At 59.2% G+C, this 20,141-nt stretch carries 18 protein-coding genes; 5 read left to right on the top strand and 13 right to left on the bottom strand.

Features of this window, described 5'->3' with window-relative positions; genetic code table 11:
• Positions 1-68: 68 nt before the first annotated feature.
• On the bottom strand, positions 69-1,760 hold the full coding sequence (fadD1, locus tag K0H48_RS07195; RefSeq protein WP_219266949.1) for a long-chain-fatty-acid--CoA ligase FadD1: 1,692 nt from the start codon (positions 1,758-1,760) through the stop codon (positions 69-71).
• Positions 1,761-2,149: 389 nt separating this feature from the next.
• Entirely contained in the window at positions 2,150-3,838 is a 1,689-nt protein-coding gene (gene fadD2, locus K0H48_RS07190) for a long-chain-fatty-acid--CoA ligase FadD2 (RefSeq protein ID WP_219266948.1), read from the bottom strand.
• Between the two features lie 210 nt (positions 3,839-4,048).
• Here fadD2 and K0H48_RS07185 point away from each other — a divergent pair, with 210 nt between their 5' ends.
• The gene (locus tag K0H48_RS07185) at positions 4,049-4,993 is read left to right on the top strand and encodes an alpha/beta hydrolase (RefSeq protein ID WP_219266947.1); all 945 of its coding nucleotides are present in this window, start codon (positions 4,049-4,051) and stop codon (positions 4,991-4,993) included.
• A 58-nt stretch (positions 4,994-5,051) separates the two neighbouring features.
• Positions 5,052-5,522: a MaoC family dehydratase gene (locus K0H48_RS07180; RefSeq protein ID WP_219266946.1), complete on the top strand. Its 471-nt coding sequence runs from the start codon at positions 5,052-5,054 to the stop codon at positions 5,520-5,522.
• A 141-nt stretch (positions 5,523-5,663) separates the two neighbouring features.
• Here K0H48_RS07180 and K0H48_RS07175 read toward each other — a convergent pair whose 3' ends face one another.
• Complete coding sequence (locus tag K0H48_RS07175; protein ID WP_219266945.1) at positions 5,664-6,131, bottom strand: PA2169 family four-helix-bundle protein; 468 nt, start codon at positions 6,129-6,131, stop codon at positions 5,664-5,666.
• 205 nt (positions 6,132-6,336) lie between these two features.
• Here K0H48_RS07175 and K0H48_RS07170 point away from each other — a divergent pair, with 205 nt between their 5' ends.
• Both K0H48_RS07170 and K0H48_RS07165 read left to right on the top strand, forming a co-directional pair.
• Complete coding sequence (locus K0H48_RS07170; protein WP_219266944.1) at positions 6,337-6,573, top strand: DUF3820 family protein; 237 nt, start codon at positions 6,337-6,339, stop codon at positions 6,571-6,573.
• Positions 6,574-6,585: 12 nt separating this feature from the next.
• Entirely contained in the window at positions 6,586-7,761 is a 1,176-nt protein-coding gene (locus tag K0H48_RS07165) for an aminotransferase class V-fold PLP-dependent enzyme (protein ID WP_219266943.1), read from the top strand.
• Positions 7,762-7,964: 203 nt separating this feature from the next.
• Here the strand turns inward: K0H48_RS07165 and K0H48_RS07160 are convergent, their stop codons facing one another.
• Genes K0H48_RS07160 through zwf form a run of 3 tightly spaced genes read right to left on the bottom strand, consistent with a single transcriptional unit; the run spans position 7,965 to position 10,814 of the window.
• Complete coding sequence (locus K0H48_RS07160) at positions 7,965-8,630, bottom strand: bifunctional 4-hydroxy-2-oxoglutarate aldolase/2-dehydro-3-deoxy-phosphogluconate aldolase (RefSeq protein ID WP_026013852.1); 666 nt, start codon at positions 8,628-8,630, stop codon at positions 7,965-7,967.
• A 17-nt stretch (positions 8,631-8,647) separates the two neighbouring features.
• Positions 8,648-9,361 carry a 6-phosphogluconolactonase gene (pgl, locus tag K0H48_RS07155; RefSeq protein WP_219266942.1) on the bottom strand — a complete coding sequence of 238 codons (714 nt, stop codon included), beginning with the start codon at positions 9,359-9,361 and terminating at the stop codon, positions 8,648-8,650.
• Positions 9,348-10,814 (bottom strand): glucose-6-phosphate dehydrogenase, encoded by a 1,467-nt coding sequence (zwf, locus tag K0H48_RS07150; protein ID WP_138814107.1) that lies wholly within the window; start codon positions 10,812-10,814, stop codon positions 9,348-9,350. Before zwf ends, pgl begins: the two co-directional genes overlap by 14 nt.
• A gap of 219 nt (positions 10,815-11,033) precedes the next feature.
• Here zwf and K0H48_RS07145 point away from each other — a divergent pair, with 219 nt between their 5' ends.
• Positions 11,034-11,894: a MurR/RpiR family transcriptional regulator gene (locus K0H48_RS07145; protein ID WP_169985276.1), complete on the top strand. Its 861-nt coding sequence runs from the start codon at positions 11,034-11,036 to the stop codon at positions 11,892-11,894.
• 130 nt (positions 11,895-12,024) lie between these two features.
• Here the strand turns inward: K0H48_RS07145 and K0H48_RS07140 are convergent, their stop codons facing one another.
• From K0H48_RS07140 to K0H48_RS07110, 7 genes are all read right to left on the bottom strand, one after another.
• Positions 12,025-12,870, bottom strand: coding sequence for a D-hexose-6-phosphate mutarotase (locus tag K0H48_RS07140; protein ID WP_219266941.1), 846 nt, complete (start codon positions 12,868-12,870; stop codon positions 12,025-12,027).
• Between the two features lie 102 nt (positions 12,871-12,972).
• Complete coding sequence (locus K0H48_RS07135; RefSeq protein ID WP_219266940.1) at positions 12,973-14,319, bottom strand: carbohydrate porin; 1,347 nt, start codon at positions 14,317-14,319, stop codon at positions 12,973-12,975.
• Between the two features lie 85 nt (positions 14,320-14,404).
• Complete coding sequence (locus tag K0H48_RS07130) at positions 14,405-15,565, bottom strand: ABC transporter ATP-binding protein (RefSeq protein ID WP_219266939.1); 1,161 nt, start codon at positions 15,563-15,565, stop codon at positions 14,405-14,407.
• Between the two features lie 2 nt (positions 15,566-15,567).
• Positions 15,568-16,413 (bottom strand): carbohydrate ABC transporter permease, encoded by an 846-nt coding sequence (locus K0H48_RS07125; RefSeq protein ID WP_058421424.1) that lies wholly within the window; start codon positions 16,411-16,413, stop codon positions 15,568-15,570.
• Positions 16,406-17,314 (bottom strand): carbohydrate ABC transporter permease, encoded by a 909-nt coding sequence (locus K0H48_RS07120; protein WP_138814103.1) that lies wholly within the window; start codon positions 17,312-17,314, stop codon positions 16,406-16,408. Before K0H48_RS07120 ends, K0H48_RS07125 begins: the two co-directional genes overlap by 8 nt.
• Positions 17,315-17,406: 92 nt before the next feature.
• Positions 17,407-18,693: an ABC transporter substrate-binding protein gene (locus K0H48_RS07115; protein WP_219266938.1), complete on the bottom strand. Its 1,287-nt coding sequence runs from the start codon at positions 18,691-18,693 to the stop codon at positions 17,407-17,409.
• Positions 18,694-18,797: 104 nt separating this feature from the next.
• Positions 18,798-20,057, bottom strand: coding sequence for an AGE family epimerase/isomerase (locus K0H48_RS07110; RefSeq protein WP_219266937.1), 1,260 nt, complete (start codon positions 20,055-20,057; stop codon positions 18,798-18,800).
• Positions 20,058-20,141: the final 84 nt, after the last annotated feature.

Here is a 20,141-nt window from a genome sequence, read left to right as displayed (position 1 = left end):
GGAATGTATTTCAATGCTGAAAGATCAGCAGCCATAAAAAACCCCGCATCAGCGGGGTTTTTTATTGGTTACTTTTTAAGGCCGAGCTTCTTCAGCTCTTCATCACGCAACTCACGGCGCAGGATCTTGCCCACGTTGGTGGTCGGCAATGCATCGCGGAACTCCACGGCCTTGGGCACCTTGTAGCCGGTGACATTGGCGCGCATGTGTTCCATCACTTGGTCCTTGGTCAGGGTCGCCCCTGGCTTGACCACGATAAAGATCTTGATGTGCTCACCGGACTTTTCATCCGGCACACCGATGGCCGCACATTGCAGCACGCCCGGCAGGCTTGTCAGCACGTCTTCCAGCTCGTTGGGGTAGACGTTGAAACCGGAGACCAGAATCATGTCTTTCTTGCGGTCGACAATGCGGATGTAGCCGTCTTGCTGGATGATCGCGATGTCACCGGTCTTCAACCAGCCTTCGCTGTCGAGCATTTCGGCGGTGGAGTCGTCGCGCAACCAGTAGCCCTTCATCACCTGCGGGCCTTTCACACACAGCTCGCCGGTTTCGCCCAGTGCCAACTCGGTGCCGTCGTCGGCGATGACTTTGCACACCGTGGATGGCACCGGAATGCCGATGGTGCCGATCTGGATATGCTGGATCGGGTTGACGGTGGCCACCGGGCTGGTTTCGGTCATGCCGTAACCTTCGCAGATGCCACAGCCGGTCACGGCTTTCCAGCGCTCAGCGGCCGCCAGTTGCAGGGCCATGCCGCCCGACAGGGTGACTTTGAGCGCGGAAAAGTCCAGCTTGCGAAATGCCTCGTTATTGCACAGCGCCACGAACAGGGTGTTCAAGCCGACAAAGCCGCTGAACTTCCACTTCGACAGTTCCTTGACCATCGCCGGCAGGTCGCGCGGGTTGCTGATCAGGATGTTGTGGTTGCCGATCAGCATCATCGCCATGCAATGAAAGGTGAACGCATAGATGTGGTACAGCGGCAGCGGCGTGATCAGGATCTCGCAGCCTTCGTTGAGGTTGGAGCCCATCAGCGCCTTGCACTGCAACATGTTGGCGACGAGGTTGCGGTGGGTAAGCATCGCGCCCTTGGCCACGCCGGTGGTGCCGCCGGTGTATTGCAGCACGGCCACATCGCCGCTGGCGGGGCTGGCGTCGTTGACCGGTTGACCGTGCCCCTTGGCCAGCACGTCGTTGAACTTGATCGCCTTGGGCAAGTGATAGGCCGGGACCATTTTCTTCACGTATTTGATGACGCTGTTGATCAGCAGGCGCTTGAACGGCGACAGCAAGTCAGCGACTTCGGTGACGATCACGTGTTTGACGGCGGTCTTGGGCACGACTTTTTCAGCCAGGTGCGCCATGTTCGCCAGGCAAACCAGGGCCTTGGCCCCGGAATCATTGAATTGGTGTTCCATTTCCCGCGCGGTGTACAGCGGGTTGGTGTTGACCACGATCAGGCCAGCACGGATGGCGCCAAACACGGCCACCGGGTATTGCAGGACGTTGGGCAGTTGCACGGCGATTCGATCGCCCGGCTTCAAGTCGGTATGCTGTTGCAGGTAGGCGGCGAAGGCGCCGGACAATTCGTACAGTTCACCGTAGGTGATGGTCTTGCCCAGGTTGCTGAAAGCCGGTTTGTCGGCGAAGCGCTGGCAGGACTGTTTCAGTACCGCCTGAATATTCTGATACTCGTCTGGATTGATGTCTGCAGCAATCCCGGCGGGGTACTTATCCTTCCAAAAGTCTTCGTTCATGGAAGCCCACTCCTCAGCGACGCGAATTCATCATCGCATTTGATGCGATTATTATTGGTGTATGTTTTTTTAGGTGAGTCTGGCGCTTTCAAGCAGGCCGAGAAGTCACAAAGCGCGCCGAGAGTAGCAGCTTTGCCAAGGGCCGCCTAGAGCCAAAAGAAGGCCCTACAGTCATAAACATGACTCAAGAATATCTAGTGGTCATTTTTAGAGCAAAGATTCTATAAGCCAGGAAATGGCTCTGGAATGGGCTTTACGGAGCGATAAATAGCAATGTGGGAGCTGGCTTGCCTGCGATAGCGGTGAATCAGTCGATAAATCTGGTGACTGATATATAGCTATCGCAGGCAAGCCAGCTCCCACATGTTTGATTGCATTTCAATTCAAGCTCAGGCGATGTCGCGCAGCTCCCTGCGCAGAATCTTGCCCACCGGCGTCATCGGCAGCGACTCACGCAACACAATGTGCTTGGGCACCTTGTACCCGGTGAAGTTGGTCTTGCAGTACGCCTTCAATTCCTCAACGCTCACGCCCTGGGCGCGCGCCACCACAAACAGCTTCACCGCCTCGCCGGTGCGTTCGTCCGGTACGCCGATTACCGCGCAATTGGCCACTGCCGGATGCGCCATCACCACGTCTTCGATCTCGTTGGGGTACACATTGAAGCCCGAGACGATGATCAGGTCCTTCTTGCGATCCACAATGCTGACAAAACCATCGGCGTCGATCACCGCAATATCACCGGTTTTGAGCCAGCCTTCGGCGTCGAGTGTCTCGGCGGTGGCCACGGGTTGCTGCCAATAGCCCTTCATCACCTGCGGGCCTTTGATGCACAGCTCGCCGCGCTCGCCCAAGGGCAACTCGCGGCCTTCATCATCAATCACCTTCATGGCCGTACCCGGCACCGGAATGCCCACGGTGCCCAGCCGCGACTGGCTGCCGTAGGGGTTGGTGCTGGCCACCGGCGAGGTTTCGGTGAGGCCGTAGCCTTCGCCGATGGAGCAACCGGTCAGCGCCTTCCAGCGCTCGGCAGTGGCCTTGACCAGCGCGGTGCCACCGGAGTTAGTGATCTTGAGATGGGAGAAATCCAGGGTCTTGAAATCGGGGTGGTCCATGAGCGCCACGAACAGCGTGTTCAGCCCGAGCAGGCAGGAGAACCGCCACTTTTTCAGCTCCCTGATAAACCCGCCGATGTCGCGCGGGTTGGTGATCAGCACGTTGTGGTTGCCGGTCACCATCATGCACATGCAGTTCGCCGTGAAGGCATAGATGTGATACAGCGGCAGTGGCGCGATCATCACCTCCTGCCCTTCTTTCACCAGCGGCTGGCCATCGTCCGAGACCTGGGACATGCACGCCCGCGCCTGCTGCATATTCGCTACCAGATTGCCGTGGGTGAGCATCGCGCCCTTGGCCAGGCCAGTGGTGCCGCCGGTGTATTGCAGCACGGCGATATCATCCAGGGTCACCGGATGGCGAACCACCGCCTGGCCCGCGCCCATGCGCAAGGCGCGCTTGAACGACACCGCACGCGGCAGGCTGTAGGCCGGGACCATTTTCTTGACCTTGTCGACCACAGTGTTGACCAGCCAGCCTTTGGCGGTGGGCATGAAGTCGCCCATTTTGGCTTCGATCAGGTAGTCGATCTCGGTATCGGTGCACACGTCCTGCACCCGCGAACCGAACAAGTTGAGGTAGACCAGCGCGCGCACGCCGGCGTCCTTGAACTGGTGGCGCATCTCACGCGGGGTGTACAACGGGTTGGTGTTGACCACGACCAACCCGGCGCGCAGCGCGCCGAACACCGCAATCGGGTAATGCAGCACGTTGGGCATCTGCACCGCGATGCGCTCGCCAGGCTTGAGGTCGGTGTGGTTTTGCAGGTAGCCGGCGAACGCGGCACTTTGGCGCTCAAGCTCGGCGTAGGTCAGGGTGATGCCCATGTTGCTGAACGCCGGACGGTCGGCAAAGGCCTTGCAGGAGCGTTCAAAGACTTCGATCACCGATTTATAGGTAGTGAGGTCGATATCATTGGGAACGCCCGCCGCGCGTTTGTCATTCCAGAAATCAGGTTGCATTATTCTTATCCTCGTACCTGAGTGTGTCCGGCCGCTTTCTCATTGGTATAAAAAGCGGAGCTTTGGGGACGTTAGCAGCTATGGCCAAACAGGCAAATACGCGCAACTGTGTCATTTATTGTATGAATCTTGCCCCTAACGTGTAGGCAGATACACCAGCCCCGGCCAGATGAGCTATACACTGCAACGACCCTGAGCAAAGGAAGCGCTATGAACCACAGCACCTTCTGGCTGACCGCGAATGACCGCAGCCGCCTGTACGTCAATCAATGGCTGCCGGACGGGCCCGCCGAGGCCATGATCATGCTGTCCCACGGCATGGCCGAACACAGCGGGCGCTATGCACGCCTGGCCGAGTCTTTGTGCGCAGCCGGCTACGGCCTGTACGCACCGGACCAGCGTGGCCATGGCCGCACCGCCGACGAGGGCACGCTGGGGCTGTACGCCGAAAAGGACGGCTGGAACAAAGTGGTGGGCGACCTGGCCAGCCTCAACCAGCACATCGGCCAGCAGCATTCGGGCCTGCCGATCATCCTGCTGGGCCACAGCATGGGCAGCTATATCGCCCAGGCGTACCTGTTGCACCATAGCGCGAGCCTGAATGGGGCGATTCTCAGCGGTTCGAATTTCCAGCCAGTGGCGCTGTACCGCGCTGCCGGCGTCATTGCCCGCCTGGAGCGCGCGCGCCAAGGGCTGCGCGGGCGCAGTGCATTGATCGACTTTCTGTCGTTCGGCTCATTCAACAAGGCATTCAAGCCCAACCGCACCGCGTTTGACTGGCTCAGCCGCGACCCGCTGGAGGTGGACAAATACATCAATGATCCGCTGTGCGGCTTTCGCTGCACCAACCAACTGTGGGTCGACTTGCTCGGCGGCTTGCAGCAAATCAGCAAAGCGTCCAACCTCGCACAGATCGACCCGGGCCTGCCAATTATGGTGATGGGTGGCGAATGTGATCCGGTGAGTGAAGGCAAACGTCTCAAAAGCCTGGCCCATGCCCTGCGTGAGGCCGGCTGCCAGAACCTGCAATTGACTATCTACCCGCAGGCGCGTCATGAAGTGTTCAACGAAACCAACCGCGATGAAGTGACAGCGGATGTGCTGAAGTGGCTCGACCAGGCCCTGACGTTACGCAGGCCGGCGCGCTGCGAATAATTTTTTCCTTTAAAATCAGCCTATTAAATTACCGATTAGCCACAGGATGCACCTTTAGATGACCCAGGTTACCAACACCCCATACGCAGCCCTCGAGGTCGGCCAGACCGCCAGCTACAGCAAAACCGTCGAAGAGCGCGATATCCAGTTGTTCGCGGCGATGTCCGGGGACCACAACCCGGTGCACCTGGATGCCGAGTACGCCAAGGCGACCATGTTCAAGGAGCGTATCGCCCACGGCATGTTCAGCGGCGCACTGATCAGTGCGGCGGTAGCCTGCGAGTTGCCTGGGCCGGGCACCATCTACATCGGCCAGCAGATGAGCTTTCAGAAGCCGGTAAAAATCGGCGACACCTTGACCGTGCGCCTGGAAATTCTGGAGAAGTTGCCCAAGTTTCGTGTGCGCATCGCCACCCGCGTATTCAACCAGCGCGATGAGCTGGTGGTGGACGGTGAGGCGGAAATTCTCGCGCCGCGTAAGCAGCAGGTTGTGACGTTGACTGATCTGCCGCCGATCAGCATTGGCTGAGAGCAGCTTCAAAGTTAATACAAAACAAATGTGGGCGCGGGCTTGCTCGCGAAAGCGGTGGATCAGTCACCTTAGATGTTGACTGACATTCCGTATTCGCGAGCAAGCCCGCTCCCACATTATTGGGTTACAGCACTGGGCTTACGAGTTAGCGCGAGCCTGGTTACGCAGCGCTTTCACTTGGTCGTGGTTGCGTTGTGCGCCGTGGAACTGACGCTCAACCAGGTCACGAATACCCAGCAGGTTGTGCTTGTTGATCTTTTCGATCGCTTCCTTGTAAGCCTTGAGGGCGTGGTCTTCACCGCGCTCGGCTTCGTTCAGCACGGCCTCTTCATCTTTACCAGTGACCAGCGACTTCACGTCGACCCAACCACGGTGCAGAGCGCCTGCAACCGAACCGGATTCTTCCGGATCGCCGCCCAGGGCACGCACAGCTGTTTGCAACTCGGCTGCGGCAGTGGCGCAGTCAACAGAGCGCTTGGTGAACAGCGCTTTCAATTCTGGGTGCTTGATATCTTCAGCGCAGGTTTTGAAGCCTTCCTGGCCGTCTTTGCTGGTCTCGATCAGGTCGTTGAGTACGGAGATCGATTCTTTATTGATGTCAGTCATTTTTCAATTCCTTGTGCGGGTTAAGAAGGTTGTCTTAATGATTGCAGCGCCCGTGCCAGGTTTTTAAAAATTACTTTATTGATATATTTCAGACACTTACGAAATATTGAACCATCTGTATGTACGTTATTTGCATGATCTGTCATTTGGCCTTCATGCAGAATGCCTGTATTTTCCAAGGTCTCGACTCCAGCCCCTGAAGACCATGAACCCCGAAAAACTCGAACTGCTGATCACCCGCGAAATGCCCTTCGGCAAGTACAAGGGACGGATCATCGCCGACCTGCCCGGCCCTTACCTGAACTGGTTTGCCCGTGAAGGTTTTCCCCACAGCGAGCTGGGCGGTTTGCTGGCCTTGATGCAGGAAATCGACCACAACGGCCTGTCCGAACTGCTGGAGCCGCTGCGCGTAAAACACGGCAAACCTGCCCCCCGTCATTAAAGAGCGCACGCTATGCCAAGGAATGCGGACAACGAACGTCACTGGCACGCCATCGCCCAGGGCTATGAGCTGGAGCCCGGCCCGATCAATCTGGAAAATGGCTACTTCGGGCGCATGAGCCGTGCTGTGCGGGCGCAGTATCTGGAGCATGTGGCCTTTATCAACCGCAGCAACTCGCTGTATGTGCGTCAGCGCTTCGAGCAAGGTGAAAACGTCGAGATCCGTCGGCAACTGGCCGGGCTGATCGATGCGGACCCGGAGGCGATCGCCTTCACCCGCAACGCCACCGAGGCTTTGCAGTCGTTGATCCGCAACTACAACGGCTTGCGGCCGGGCGATCAGGTGCTGATCAGTGATCTGGAGTACGACACGGTCAAAGGCGCCATGCGCTGGTTGGCCGGTGTTCGTGGCGTGGAAGTCGTCGAACTTTCCCAGACCCACCCGGCCAGTTTCGACAGCCTGGTGCAGACCTATCGCGATGCGTTCGTGCAGTACCCGCGCCTCAAGCTGATGGCGCTGACCCATGTCACCCACCGCACCGGCCTGGTGATGCCCGTGGCAGCCATCGCCAAGGCGGCCCGTGAGCATGGCGTGGACGTGATTCTGGATGGCGCCCATGCGTTGGGCCAGATTGAATTCAACCTGGCCGAACTGGGCATTCAGTTCGCCGGGTTCAACCTGCATAAATGGATCGGTGCGCCGCTGACCCTGGGCTTTCTGTATATCGCCCCGGAGCGCCTGGCCGATATCGACCCGGACATGGGCGAGTTTCACTACCCGGCCAGCGACGTGCGTGCGCGTACGTCCTACAGCACGCCGAACTTTCCGGCGTTGATGACCTTACCGCTGGTGCTGGAGGAGCATCGCAACCTGGGCGGCTCGGCGGCCAAGGGCGCACGGGTCAATTACCTACGTGATCGCTGGGTGAGCCAGGTGCGCGGGTTGCCGGGGATTGAGGTGCTGACGCCGGATGATCCGCGGCTGTATTGCGCGATTACGGCGTTCAAGTTTACTGGGCGGGATCAGCAGGAGATGGTGGATCGGTTGCTCAAGGACTATGGCTTGTTTACCACCACGCGCACGGGTGCGGCGTTTGGCAGCTGTATTCGGGTGACGCCGGGGCTGGTGACGTCGGCGGCGGACATGGATGTGTTGGTTAATGCAGTCATCAAGCTGAGCACGGCCTAAAAAAGTGGGAGCTGGCTGGCCTGCGATGGCGGTGGGTCAGGTTAGGATGTATTAACTGATACACCGCCATCGTAGGCAAGCCAGCTCCCACATTGATCGGAGTTCGATTTGATAGTTTTTTGCAGGCAAAAAAAAGCGGTACACCGACCAAGTGCACCGCAAAAATGCCGTTAAGCACAGCAACAACGATTCGGTAAATCAGATCAGTCCAGCAGCGCCAGCGCCTGTGCGGTGACTTCCTGGATACGGGCCCAGTCGCCGTTCTTGACCCATTCAGGGTCGAGCATCCAGCTACCGCCCACGCACATCACGTTTTTCAACGCCATGTAGTTTTTGATGTTGGCCGGGCCAACGCCGCCGGTTGGGCAGAATTTAACTTCGCCGAACGGGCCGCCCAGGGCCTTGATCGCCGCCACGCCGCCGCTGACTTCCGCCGGGAACAGCTTGAAGCGGCGATAACCCAGGCCATAGCCTTCCATGATGCCGGAAGCATTGCTGATGCCGGGCAGCAGCGGGATCGGGCTGTGCACCGAGGCTTCCAGCAGATCGCGGGTAATGCCAGGGGTGACGATAAATTGCGAACCGGCCACCTCGGCCGCTTCGAGCATGTGGCGGTCGAGCACGGTGCCAGCACCGGTGCACAATTCAGGGCGTTGCTCGCGCAGTACCTGAATGGCCTTAAGGCCGAACTCGGAGCGCAGGGTCACTTCCAATGCGGTCAAACCGCCGGCTGCCAGGGCATCGGCCAGCGGCAGGATGTCCTGTTCGCGGGCGATGGTTATCACCGGCAGGATCCGCGCCTTGGCGCAGAGGCTGTCGATCAGGGCAACTTTATCCGCCATGGACACGGTCGGTTGAGGGCTTTTCATAGCGGCTGATCCTTGGCTCATGGGCACCAGTAAATCTCTAAAGTAGGTTGCAAAAACGCGCGAATCGGCATGGCAGCAACGTCATAACTGGCCAGCGCGGCGCTCAAGGTGGTCAATTTCGAACTGCCGGAAATCGACAGCACGGTGTAATGGGCCGTGGCCAGCAGCGCGCGACTCATGGTCAGGCGCTGGTGCGGCACGGTCGGCGCCAGCATCGGCCAGCAACGGCGCGTGCCGTCAGGCTTAAGCGCCTCGCCCAGGTTGGGGCTGTTGGGGAACAGCGATGCGGTGTGGCCGTCATCGCCCATGCCGAGTACCAGCACATCGATAGCAGGTAGCTCTGCCAACTGGCGATCGGCCAGTTCGGCGGCGTCTTCAAGGTTCGCGGCAACGTTGTACAGGCTGAGGAACTTGGCCTTGGCCGCTGGGCCCTGGAGCAAATGCTTCTTCAACAGGCCGGCATTGCTGTCGGCGTGTTCCACCGGCACCCAGCGCTCGTCGGCCAGGGTGATGGTGACCTTGGACCAGTCCAGGCCTTGCTTGGCCAGGTTCTGGAAAAACGCCACGGGGCTGCGGCCGCCGGACACGACAAGGGTCGCTTCGCCACGGGCACTGATGGCCGCGCGCAGTTGCTCGGCCACGTCATTAGCCAGGCCATCGGCCAGCAACACCGGCGTGCGGAACTCATGGGCTGTGACGCCCTGAGGCAGTTTCAATTCAGATATCGCCATACCACGACCTCCCATCCCGCGTGATCAGTGCAATCGAGCTCATCGGCCCCCAGGACCCCGCCGCATACGGCTTGGGCGCATCACCGGATTTTTTCCACCCGGCGATCAACTGGTCACACCACTTCCACGCGGCTTCGATTTCATCTTTGCGAACAAACAGGTTCTGATTGCCGCGCATTACTTCCAGCAACAACCGCTCGTAGGCATCGGGAATCCGCGCGCTGCGATAGGTGTCGGAAAAATTCAGTTGCAGCGGGCCGCTGCGCAGTTGCATGCCCTTGTCCAGGCCTTGCTCTTTGGTCATTACGCGCAAGGAAATACCTTCGTCCGGCTGCAGGCGGATGATCAGTTTGTTGCTGATCTGCAGGCGCTGCTCGGGGGCGAAGATGTAGTGGGACGGTTCCTTGAAGTGGATGACGATCTGCGACAGTTTTTGCGGCATGCGTTTGCCAGTGCGCAGGTAGAACGGCACGCCGGCCCAACGCCAGTTGCGGATGTCGGCACGCAGGGCGACAAACGTCTCGGTGTCGCTCTGGGTGTTGGAATTCTCTTCTTCCAGGTAGCCCGGCACCGGCTTGCCGGCGCTGTAGCCGGCGATGTACTGGCCGCGCACCACCTGGGTGGTCAGGCCTTCCGGGCTGATCGGCGCCAGTGCCTTGAGCACCTTGACCTTCTCGTCACGGATGCTGTCGGCGGACAAGTCGGCCGGTGGGTCCATGGCGATCAGGCATAGCAGCTGCAACAGGTGGTTCTGGATCATGTCGCGCAGCTGGCCGGCCTTGTCGAAGTAACCCCAACGGCCTTCGATACCGACCTGCTCGGCCACGGTGATTTCCACGTGGGAAATGTAGTGCTGGTTCCACTGGGTTTCGAACAGGCTGTTGGCGAAACGCAGCGCAATCAGGTTCTGTACGGTTTCTTTGCCCAAGTAGTGGTCGATGCGGTAGGTGCGGTTCTCCGGGAAAAACTGCGCCACAGCGTCGTTGACCTTGCGCGAAGATTCCAGGTCCGAACCGATGGGTTTTTCCAGCACCACGCGGGTGTTGTCCGCCAGGCCAACCTTGGCGAGGTTCTCGCAGATCGCGCCATACACTGCCGCCGGGGTGGCGAAGTAGGCGATCAGGCGTTGTTCGGCACCGACCTTTTCGGCCAGGGCGACATAATCGGCGGCGTTCATGAAGTCGACGTGCACATAGGCCAGACGCGCCAGGAAGCGCGCGGCCACGGCCTCATCGAGTTCCTTGCCGACGTATTTACGCAGTTCTTTTTCGATATGGGCCAGGTGCTCCTGCTCGGAGCCGGCTTCACGGGCCAGGCCCAGGATGCGCGTGTCCTCGTGCAGCAGCCCGGCGCCATCGAGTTGATAGAGGGCAGGAAATAACTTGCGCAGCGCCAGATCACCCAAGGCGCCAAACAGGGCAAAGGTGCAGGGTTCTACGGTTATCGAAGGCATGATGTTTGTTCTTTTATCAAGTTAAGCTACAAATACCTTTTTTCAAGGCATCACTCAAGGAAAAATGTAGTAATAACCACAACATTTTCCCGAAAAACGCATTGCGAGTGGTGGTGTTCAGCTACCCTCAGTAGGATAGGCCACCGCAAAGGGCCACTCGTCGATTGGTTGCCGCCCTTTATTTGCATCGTCGCCCGAAGGAAAGACTGAATGGACCGCGTGCGAAATCTTCTGGAACAGATCCGGAACCGCCTCGAAGAATTGAACAAGGCCGAGAAAAAAGTCGCCGAGGTCATCCTGCAAAACCCTCAGCAGGCGACCCGCTTCTCTATTGCTGCCCTCGCCCAAGCCGCTTCGGTCAGTGAACCGACGGTCAACCGTTTCTGCCGTTCGTTCGGCGTCAGCGGTTACCCTGAACTTAAATTGCAGCTGGCGCAAAGTTTGGCCAGTGGTGCGGCGTATGTCAGCCGCGCCGTGGAGGCTGATGATAACCCTGAGGCCTACACCCAGAAGATCTTTGGCAGCGCCATTGCCTCGCTGGACAGTGCCTGCCAGGCCCTCGACCCGGCACTGATCAGCAAGGCCGTGGATTTGTTGATCCAGGCGCGGCAGATCCACTTCTTCGGCCTCGGCGCTTCGGCACCGGTGGCCATGGATGCGCTGCACAAGTTCTTCCGCTTCAACCTGGCCGTGACCGCCCATGCCGACGTGCTGATGCAGCGCATGATCGCGTCTGTGGCGCACACCGGCGAGCTGTTTGTGATCATTTCCTATACCGGGCGTACCCGCGAGTTGGTGGAAGTGGCGCGTATCGCCCGGGAAAACGGCGCGTCAGTGCTGGGCGTAACTGCCGAGAACTCGCCGTTGGCCAAGGCCAGCACCGTGAGCCTGAACATTCCACTGCCGGAAGACACCGACATCTACATGCCGATGACCTCGCGGATCATTCAGTTGACGGTGCTGGACGTGCTGGCCACCGGCATGACCCTGCGCCGTGGGGTGGATTTCCAGCCGCATCTGCGCAAGATCAAAGAGAGCTTGAATGACAGCCGGTATCCGGTGGGGGATGAGTTTAACTAGCAGCAATCTCCACCAGCAGTATCGGCGCTATCGCAGGCAAGCCAGCTCCCACATTGGACCGAGTTCCACATTTGGAATGCATTCCCCTGTGGGAGCTGGGTTGCCTGCGATGGCGCCATAAGCGCCACCGCTAAACCCCAGCCCTGGCCTGCAAACTCAAATGCGCCCGCTCCCCCGGCGCCAGACTGGCCCCGGCCATCGCCGACTCCACACACACAAACCCCGACGCTTCGTTAAAGCTCACGCCCAACAACGGCCGGCTGCCTGGATGCCATACCACGGTGTCGGCGCTGTCGCCGGTGTCGATGCACAGTTCGCGTTGCCAGGCGTGGTCCTTGAGCTGCAATTCACCGTCATGCTGGAACACTCGCTGGCAGCCGCCATCCACCCGCAGCTCACCTTCCTGCTGGCAGGTCTGGCGACTGAGCTGGTCATAACCTTGCGCACCGTCAAGCCCAGACAGCGCTATCTCGTCGACGTGACCAATACGCCAATAGGCGTGCAAAGCATGGCTCAGCTGACACGGCAACTCGTCCTGATGCTCGGTGCTCAGGCGCAACTCAAGGGTTTCACCCAGGTGCGCGTGCAGGTCTACCTGCCAGTCGCACAGCTGCAATTGCCAGTGCAGACGCACGCCGTCGTCGTCGGTGCTGCTGTCGAGCAGTTTCCAATCGATCAACCGCGCCCAACCATGGGACGGCCAAGCGTTTTCGCTTGGATGGCGCCCATACCACGGCCAGCACACCGGCACGCCGCCACGGATGGCACCGACCTGCGGCCACTTGGCTGCGCACCACAGCCAGGGTTTCTGGCCTGTGGGTTGAAAGTGCAGCAGTTGCGCACCCTGGCGACTGAACACCGCCTGACACAGCGGATGGTCAATCACCAACACGTCGCGCATCTGAAAGCGTTCCCAGGCAAACACCGGTTGTTCACGCAGGGATTTGAAAAAGCGTTGCAGCGGATGCTCATGCATGTGCCACGGTCCTGAATATCGTCACAGCGCGCCCCAAAAAAAACGGGTAGCCATGGCTACCCGCAAAATGCGCACAGAGAGAAGGAGCTTATCGCAACAGCGTTAGAACGTAGACTGAATTTTCAGGCCCGCTACCAGCGCGTTGTCGACTTCTTTCACACCGCCCGGGTTTTTGATGTATTGCAGGTTCGGGCGTACGGTCAGCCAGTTGGTGACGTGGAAGCCATAGTTGAGTTCGACGTTGTACTCGGTGTTACGCAGCGGGGAGAAACCCGCCTGGTCGTAATCGGTAAAACCGCCTGAAGCATTGAGCAGTTCAGCAGTTTTCTTCACGTCGCTGTTGGCATGGATACGCGAAACACCGATACCCACGTCGTCTTTGGTACGCGCGTCAAATGGCCCTTTATACACAAGCATCAGCGACTGGTAGTTGTCGACCAGGTTGGTGTCTTTGTCGTGGAAGGTCACGTTGGCCGCGATGTTCAAGCCGCGCGAAGCATCGCCGTTGTGGGTGGTGAGTTGCTGTTGCAGAACGCCCCAGTAACCGCTTTTGCTGCTGCGAACGCGGAAGCCTGCGCCAGTGGTGCCGGCATCGTTACCGTTGACGTCTTCACGCACATCGGTAGCGTCGGCGGTGCTTTTGTAGTAACCCACACGGTATTCGCCCGGCAGGCCATTGACCTTCGGCGACCAGACCAATTCCACTGGCAATACGGTGCCCTTGGTGCCGCTGCCGCTGAGTTTGAAGCCGTTGCCGTGTTCCAGCTGCGACGGGTTCTGGTTGTACGCGCCGATTTGCGCATACAGCTCAGGCGTGATGTTGTACTTCACGCGGATCGCCGCCTGGCTGACTGGCCAGTTGTACCAGGTGTTTACGTAGTTACCGACTTGCGAGCCGCAGAACGACAGGTTCTGGAAGTCGCATGGGAAGGTGTTGAAGTCTTCGCCTTCGCCGAAGTAACCGAGTTTCACGTCCAACTTGTTGTCGAACATCTGGTGCTGGATCCAGAACTGGGTCAGACGCACCATGTGGCCACGGCCATCGACTTCTTGAGACGAACTCAAGGTGCCGGCACGCGGGTCACCAATACGGTCATTGGAGATGTTCGCGCCATTACGGTTGGTCAGTTGGATCTTGGCCTGGGTGTTATCCCAGCCCCACAGCTTTTGCAGATCCAGTGCTACGCCCAGACCAAACTGGTCAGCGTAACGGGCAGTTTTGTCGTTGTTGTAGCCACCGTGCAGGTTGCCACCGACTTCCCCAACGTAGTCAGCCTTGATGTCGATACCTTGCTCGATCAGCTTGGTACGCTCGCCACCCCAATCGCCGGTCATCCACTTGGAATCGGCGCTGAATGCATCGGCCGCCATCGCATTGGCGGACAATACCAGGGCTGCTGCTGCTGACAGTTGGCAGATCAGCCGAGTGTTGTTGTGTTGCTTTTTCATCCCTACATCCTCGTCTTTATTGTTATTAAACTGTTTTTATCTAACGCGGTTTACTTTTTTTAACAAAAACAACACTTTAACTGCTTTAGCGGCCTTTGAATTGGGCCACGTTGTCGGCATGCCCGTGTGCAGGCAATGAGGCAGCAGTGCCCAAACGCTCGCCGGTTTTGGCGTCGAACAGCAATACTTTGGCCGGGTCGAACTGCAGGGTCAGGGTCTCACCCACCTGCGGCGCAACGTCCGGGGCCAGGCGGCAGCAGACTTTGGTGTCGTTGAGCTGCACGAACACCAGGGTGTCCGGGCCGGTTGGCTCGGTGACCTGGACTTCAGCACGAATGCTCGAAGCACTGTCGCTGTCGCTGGTCGCCAACATGATCTGCTCCGGGCGCAGGCCCAGGATCACATCGCGGTCTTCCAGGCCGGCATCGCTCACGTTAAGTGCCAGTTCGCAACGCGCCTGGCCGCTGTCGAGCAGCGCCACCAGGCGACCGTCCTTGCGCTGCAGGCGCAGCGGCACGAAGTTCATCGGCGGCGAACCGATAAAGCTCGCCACGAACTGGTTGGCCGGGTTGGTGTAGATGTCTTTGGGCGTGCCGAACTGCTGAATGATGCCGTCCTTCATCACCGCCACTTTATCGCCCAGAGTCATTGCTTCGATCTGGTCGTGGGTGACGTACACGGTGGTGGTTTTCAGGCGCTGGTGCATCAGCTTCATTTCGGTACGCATCTCGACACGCAGTTTGGCGTCGAGGTTGGACAGCGGTTCGTCGAACAGGTAGATCTTCGGCCGACGTGCCAGGGCGCGGCCCATGGCCACACGCTGTTGCTGGCCACCGGAAAGCTGGCCCGGCTTGCGGTTGAGCAGGTGTTCGATTTGCAGCAGCTTGGCCACACGCGCTACTTCAGCGTCGATATCGGCCTGGGGCATCTTGCGGATCTTGAGGCCGAACTCGATGTTCTCGCGCACGCTCATGGTCGGGTACAGCGCGTAGGACTGGAACACCATGGCGATGTCACGGTCCTTGGGGCTCATGCCGCTCACGTCCTGGTCGCCGATCATGATGGCGCCGCCGGTGATGGTCTCCAGGCCGGCGATGCAGTTCATCAAGGTCGATTTACCGCACCCCGAAGGGCCGACCAGAATCAGGAACTCACCCTCTTTGATCGACAGTTCGATGTTCTTCAAGGTGTCGGGCAGGCCGGCGCCATAGGTCTTGTTTACATTGCGAAGTTCAAGCGTAGCCATGATTACCCCTTGACCGCGCCGGCCGTGAGGCCGCGCACGAAATACTTGCCTGCGATCACATAGACCAGCAGGGTCGGCAGCCCGGCGATCATCGCCGCCGCCATATCCACGTTATATTCCTTGGCCCCGGTGCTGGTGTTGACCAGGTTGTTCAGCGCCACCGTAATGGGCTGCGAGTCGCCGCTGGAGAACACCACGCCGAACAGGAAGTCATTCCAGATCTGGGTGAATTGCCATATCAGGCAGACCATGATAATTGGCGTCGACATCGGCAGAATGATCTGACGGAAGATGGTGAAGAACCCTGCACCGTCCAGTCGTGCCGCCTTGATCAGCGCGTCAGGAATGCTCACGTAGTAGTTACGGAAGAACAGTGTAGTAAACGCCAACCCGTAGACCACGTGTACAAACACCAGGCCCGTGGTGGTACTGGCCAGGCCCATCTTGCCAAGGGTGAACGACGCCGGCAGCAGCACGGTCTGGAACGGCAGGAAGCAGCCGAACAACAGCAGGCCGAAGAACAGCTGCGAGCCTTTGAAGCGCCAGAACGACAGCACGTAGCCGTTCAACGCGCCGATGGCGGTGGAGATCAATACCGCCGGAACGGTGATCTTGATCGAGTTCCAGAAGTAACCGTCAACAGTGGCCCAGGCCTTGACCCAGCCAATGCCGGTGACCACGGTCGGCCAGCTCAGCAGGTTGCCGGTGCTGATGTCTTCCGGGGTTTTGAAGCTGGTCAGCAGCATCACCACCAGCGGTACCAGGTACAGCAGCACGGCGAGGATCAGCACCGCGTAGATCGCGATGCGACTCAGGCTGATGGCAGGTTTGGAGGCGAGACTAGTCATTGCGCTTGGTCCTCAGCTCGGAATACAGGTAAGGCACGATGATTGCGAGGATCGCGCCGAGCATCAGGATTGCACTGGCCGAGCCCATGCCCATCTGGCCACGGCTGAAGGTGAACGAGTACATGAACATCGCCGGCAGGTCGGACGAGTAGCCCGGGCCGCCAGCCGTCATGGCCGCTACCAGGTCGAAGCTCTTGATCGCAATGTGCGCGAGGATCATCACGGCACTGAAGAACACCGGGCGCAGGCTTGGCAGCACCACGCTCCAGTAGATACGCGGCAGGCTGGCGCCATCGATTTGCGCGGCGCGCACAATCGACTGGTCGACGCCACGCAGGCCTGCCAGGAACATCGCCATGATGAACCCCGAGGCTTGCCACACGGCAGCAATCACCAGGCAGTACACGACGCGGTCGGGGTCGATCAGCCAGTCGAGACGGAAGCCTTCCCAGCCCCAGTCACGCAGAAGTTTGTCCAGGCCCATGCCCGGGTTGAGCAGCCATTTCCAGGCCGTACCGGTCACGATCATAGAGAGCGCCATCGGGTACAGGTAAATGGTGCGGATAAAGCCTTCGCGGCGGATCTTCTGGTCGAGGAAAATCGCCAGGGTCACGCCGATCACCAAAGTGATGCCGATAAACATCCCGCCAAAAACCGCCAGGTTCTTGCTCGCTACCCACCAGCGGTCGTTGTCGAACAACCGCGCGTATTGCGCAAGACCCGCCCATTTGTAGCTGGGCAGGAACGTGGACGTGGTGAACGACAGCACGAATGTCCACAGAATGTAGCCGTAGAAGCCCACCAGCACGATGAACATGCTCGGCGCCAGCACCAGTTTAGGGAGCCAGCGCTGCAGCGCATCGAACGGCGAGGCCTTGCTGAACACAGCAACAGAACTCATGGGAAAATCCAGTACAGGGAAAAAGGACTACAGGAGCAAGCCTTGTGAGGGGTCAGGGGGTTTCCCCTCACAAGGACACGCAGTGCTAACCGTTACTTGGCAGACTTGATCGCAGCGCCGAGTTTCTTGGCGGTGTCGGCCGGGTCGGCTTTCGGGTCGTTGATGTAGTTGGTCACGACATCAAAGAACGCGCCTTGCACGGCCAGGGTGGTGGCCATGTTGTGCGCCATGCTTGGCTGCAGGCCGCCGGTCTTGGCGTCAGCCAGGAAGTCCTTGGCAGCGGTCTGGGCGCAGGAATCGAAACCGAGCTTGTCCATTTCGTTGAGCATGTCGGTCCGCACCGGGATCGAGCCTTTGTTGATGCTGAAGACTTTCTGGAAGTTTTCACCCAGCACGACTTTGGCAATGTCCTGCTGACCGGCAGCAGTGCCTTTGTCTTTCTGCTTGAACACCGCCAGGGAGTCGATGTTGTAGGTGAAGGCTTTGTCGGTGCCCGGGAAGGCTACGCACTCGTAGTCCTTGCCGGCGACTTTCTTGGCGGCGGTCCACTCGGACTTGGCCCAGTCACCCATGATCTGCATGCCGGCCTTGCCGTTGATGACCTTGCCTGCTTCCAGGTTCCAGTCCTGGCCTTTGCCGTCGACGTCCATATAGGTCGCGACCTTTTTAAGCTCCGTCAGGGCCTTGACCATTTGTGGGCCGGTCAGCGCATCGTTATCCAGGTCAACCAAGGCTTTCTTGTAGCCATCAGCCCCCATCACCGACAGAACGACGGCTTCGAATACCGTGCTGTCCTGCCAAGGCTGGCCACCGTGGGCGAGCGGGATGAAGCCAGCGGCTTTGAGCTTGTCGCCGGCTGCGTAGAATTCTTCGAGGGTGGTCGGGTTCTTGGTGATACCGGCTTTCTTGAAGACTTCCGGGTTGATCCACAGCCAGTTTACGCGGTGGATGTTGACCGGTACGGCAACGTAGTTACCTTCGTACTTCACGGTATCGGAGACTTTCTTGTCGAGCAGCGAGTCCCACTTTTCTTCTTTGGCGACGTCTTTGAGCACGTCGGTGTCGAGCAAGCCAGTAGACGCCCATTCCTGGATGTCCGGGCCTTTGATCTGGGCAACGCCTGGCGGGTTACCCGCGACTGCGCGGCTTTTCAGCACAGTCATTGCAGTGGCGCCACCGCCACCGGCTACGGCACCGTCTTTCCAGACGAAGCCATCTTTCTCAACTTGAGCCTTCAGTACGTCCACTGCAGCTTTTTCACCGCCTGAGGTCCACCAATGCACAACTTCAACCGTCCCTTTCGAGTCGGCGGCAAATGCACTGAGGGGAAACAACGAGGCAATGGAAATAGCAACGGCGAGGCGATTAATCGCGTTCATCTGAATACCTTTTCTTGTTGTTATGCATGCAAGTCTAGAGCTTGCGCTGCACGGAGTTTAAACATGGTTTTTTAGCGCGCAGGTAACAAAGGGACGCACAAATGTCACCACTTGGTGACATAACGTCCTTGGCCCAATGCGCTGGTCATACTCGGTGACAAGGGCAGTACCGGCAGCACGACCGCTTGCCAGGCATGGTACAGGTCCGGCTTGCCACCCCAGATCTTGCTGCTGGGCTGGTTGTGCGGGCTGAGTTCGTGGTGCCAGCTGCCGTTGATACGGTCGATAAAGTGGCTTTCGCAGAACTCCCAGAAGCGCCGGTACCAGGTTTCGTAATGCAATTCGCCAGTGCGTTTGAGCAAGGCCTGGGCCGCCGCGCTCGCTTCGGCGTGGGTCCAGTGCAGGCGCTCGCGCACCACTGGCTGGTGCTTCCAGTCCAGGGTGTAGACGATGCCGGGAGCGCCATCCACGGCCCACGCATATTCGCAGGCGCTGGCAAACAGGCCGCGGGCGTCGCTCACCAGCCAGTCCGGCGTGGCCAGCCCGGCTTGCAGGCGTGCAGCTTCCAGATGCAGCACCAACCGTGCCCATTCGAAACCGTGGCCGGGGGTGATGCCATACGGGCGGAAGCCATCGGCAGGGTTATCTTCGTTGTAGCCGAGCAAGGGTTGCCAGTGCGTGTCGAAATGCTCGATCACCATGAACTGGTTGCCGGCAGCATGGGTGTGGATAACGCGCTCGACAATGCGCAGCGCGCGGTCCAGCCAGCGTGTTTCACCGGTGACATCGGCCAGTGCCAGGAAGGCTTCGGTGGCGTGCATGTTGCTGTTGGCGCCGCGATACGCTTCGACACCGCTCCAGTCCCGGGCGAAGGACTCGAGCATCACGCCCTCCTCCTCGCTCCACAAAAACTGGTCGATGATATGCACGGCGTCGTTGAGCAGGTTTTGCGCACCGGGCGCACCGGCCACCACCGCAGAGCTGGCAGCCAGGGCAACAAAAGCATGCAGGTAAGCGGCTTTGCCACGGTTGCCATCCAGGGCGTTGGGCGCGGCGAACCAGCCGCCGTGCTCGCTATCGCGCAAGGGGCCACTGAGGGCGGCCACACCATGGGCGACCAGGCCAGCATAACCCGGCAACCCCATGGCGTGGGCCATGGCGAAGCTATGGGTCATGCGCGCCGTGTTCATGGTTTCGGCGTGAGCATCGGCCGGCAGTTGGCCTTTGTCGTCAAGGTTGCCGAAGCCGTCCGGCAGGCGTGAGGCTTTGGCGAACGCCAACAGGCGTTGGCCTTCGCTGGCGAGCCAGGCGTGATGGGCAGGTGCGTTCAGCCAACTGCTGGCAGGCAGTGGTTGCATGGTCATGGGTAGCCCTTTTTATTATTTGTGGGATGACCGGAGTCTAAACAAGGGCGCGATGAGGGCAAGTAACGAAGGGGGGGGGAAATG

The organism is Pseudomonas sp. Xaverov 259, from assembly GCF_019352915.1.
Classification (GTDB): domain Bacteria; phylum Pseudomonadota; class Gammaproteobacteria; order Pseudomonadales; family Pseudomonadaceae; genus Aquipseudomonas.
Note: the sequence above shows the minus strand (reverse complement) of the source record. Positions and strands in the feature narration are given on the sequence as shown.

Excerpts from the sequence above, each read along its gene's own strand:
- fadD1 (WP_219266949.1), bottom strand. The coding sequence starts at position 1,760 with ATGAACGAAGACTTTTGGAAGGATAAGTACCCCGCCGGGATTGCTGCA.
- fadD2 (WP_219266948.1), bottom strand. The coding sequence starts at position 3,838 with ATGCAACCTGATTTCTGGAATGACAAACGCGCGGCGGGCGTTCCCAAT.
- K0H48_RS07185 (WP_219266947.1), top strand. The coding sequence starts at position 4,049 with ATGAACCACAGCACCTTCTGGCTGACCGCGAATGACCGCAGCCGCCTG.
- K0H48_RS07180 (WP_219266946.1), top strand. The coding sequence starts at position 5,052 with ATGACCCAGGTTACCAACACCCCATACGCAGCCCTCGAGGTCGGCCAG.
- K0H48_RS07175 (WP_219266945.1), bottom strand. The coding sequence starts at position 6,131 with ATGACTGACATCAATAAAGAATCGATCTCCGTACTCAACGACCTGATC.
- K0H48_RS07170 (WP_219266944.1), top strand. The coding sequence starts at position 6,337 with ATGAACCCCGAAAAACTCGAACTGCTGATCACCCGCGAAATGCCCTTC.
- K0H48_RS07165 (WP_219266943.1), top strand. The coding sequence starts at position 6,586 with ATGCCAAGGAATGCGGACAACGAACGTCACTGGCACGCCATCGCCCAG.
- K0H48_RS07160 (WP_026013852.1), bottom strand. The coding sequence starts at position 8,630 with ATGAAAAGCCCTCAACCGACCGTGTCCATGGCGGATAAAGTTGCCCTG.
- pgl (WP_219266942.1), bottom strand. The coding sequence starts at position 9,361 with ATGGCGATATCTGAATTGAAACTGCCTCAGGGCGTCACAGCCCATGAG.
- zwf (WP_138814107.1), bottom strand. The coding sequence starts at position 10,814 with ATGCCTTCGATAACCGTAGAACCCTGCACCTTTGCCCTGTTTGGCGCC.
- K0H48_RS07140 (WP_219266941.1), bottom strand. The coding sequence starts at position 12,870 with ATGCATGAGCATCCGCTGCAACGCTTTTTCAAATCCCTGCGTGAACAA.
- K0H48_RS07135 (WP_219266940.1), bottom strand. The coding sequence starts at position 14,319 with ATGAAAAAGCAACACAACAACACTCGGCTGATCTGCCAACTGTCAGCA.
- K0H48_RS07130 (WP_219266939.1), bottom strand. The coding sequence starts at position 15,565 with ATGGCTACGCTTGAACTTCGCAATGTAAACAAGACCTATGGCGCCGGC.
- K0H48_RS07125 (WP_058421424.1), bottom strand. The coding sequence starts at position 16,413 with ATGACTAGTCTCGCCTCCAAACCTGCCATCAGCCTGAGTCGCATCGCG.
- K0H48_RS07120 (WP_138814103.1), bottom strand. The coding sequence starts at position 17,314 with ATGAGTTCTGTTGCTGTGTTCAGCAAGGCCTCGCCGTTCGATGCGCTG.
- K0H48_RS07115 (WP_219266938.1), bottom strand. The coding sequence starts at position 18,693 with ATGAACGCGATTAATCGCCTCGCCGTTGCTATTTCCATTGCCTCGTTG.
- K0H48_RS07110 (WP_219266937.1), bottom strand. The coding sequence starts at position 20,057 with ATGACCATGCAACCACTGCCTGCCAGCAGTTGGCTGAACGCACCTGCC.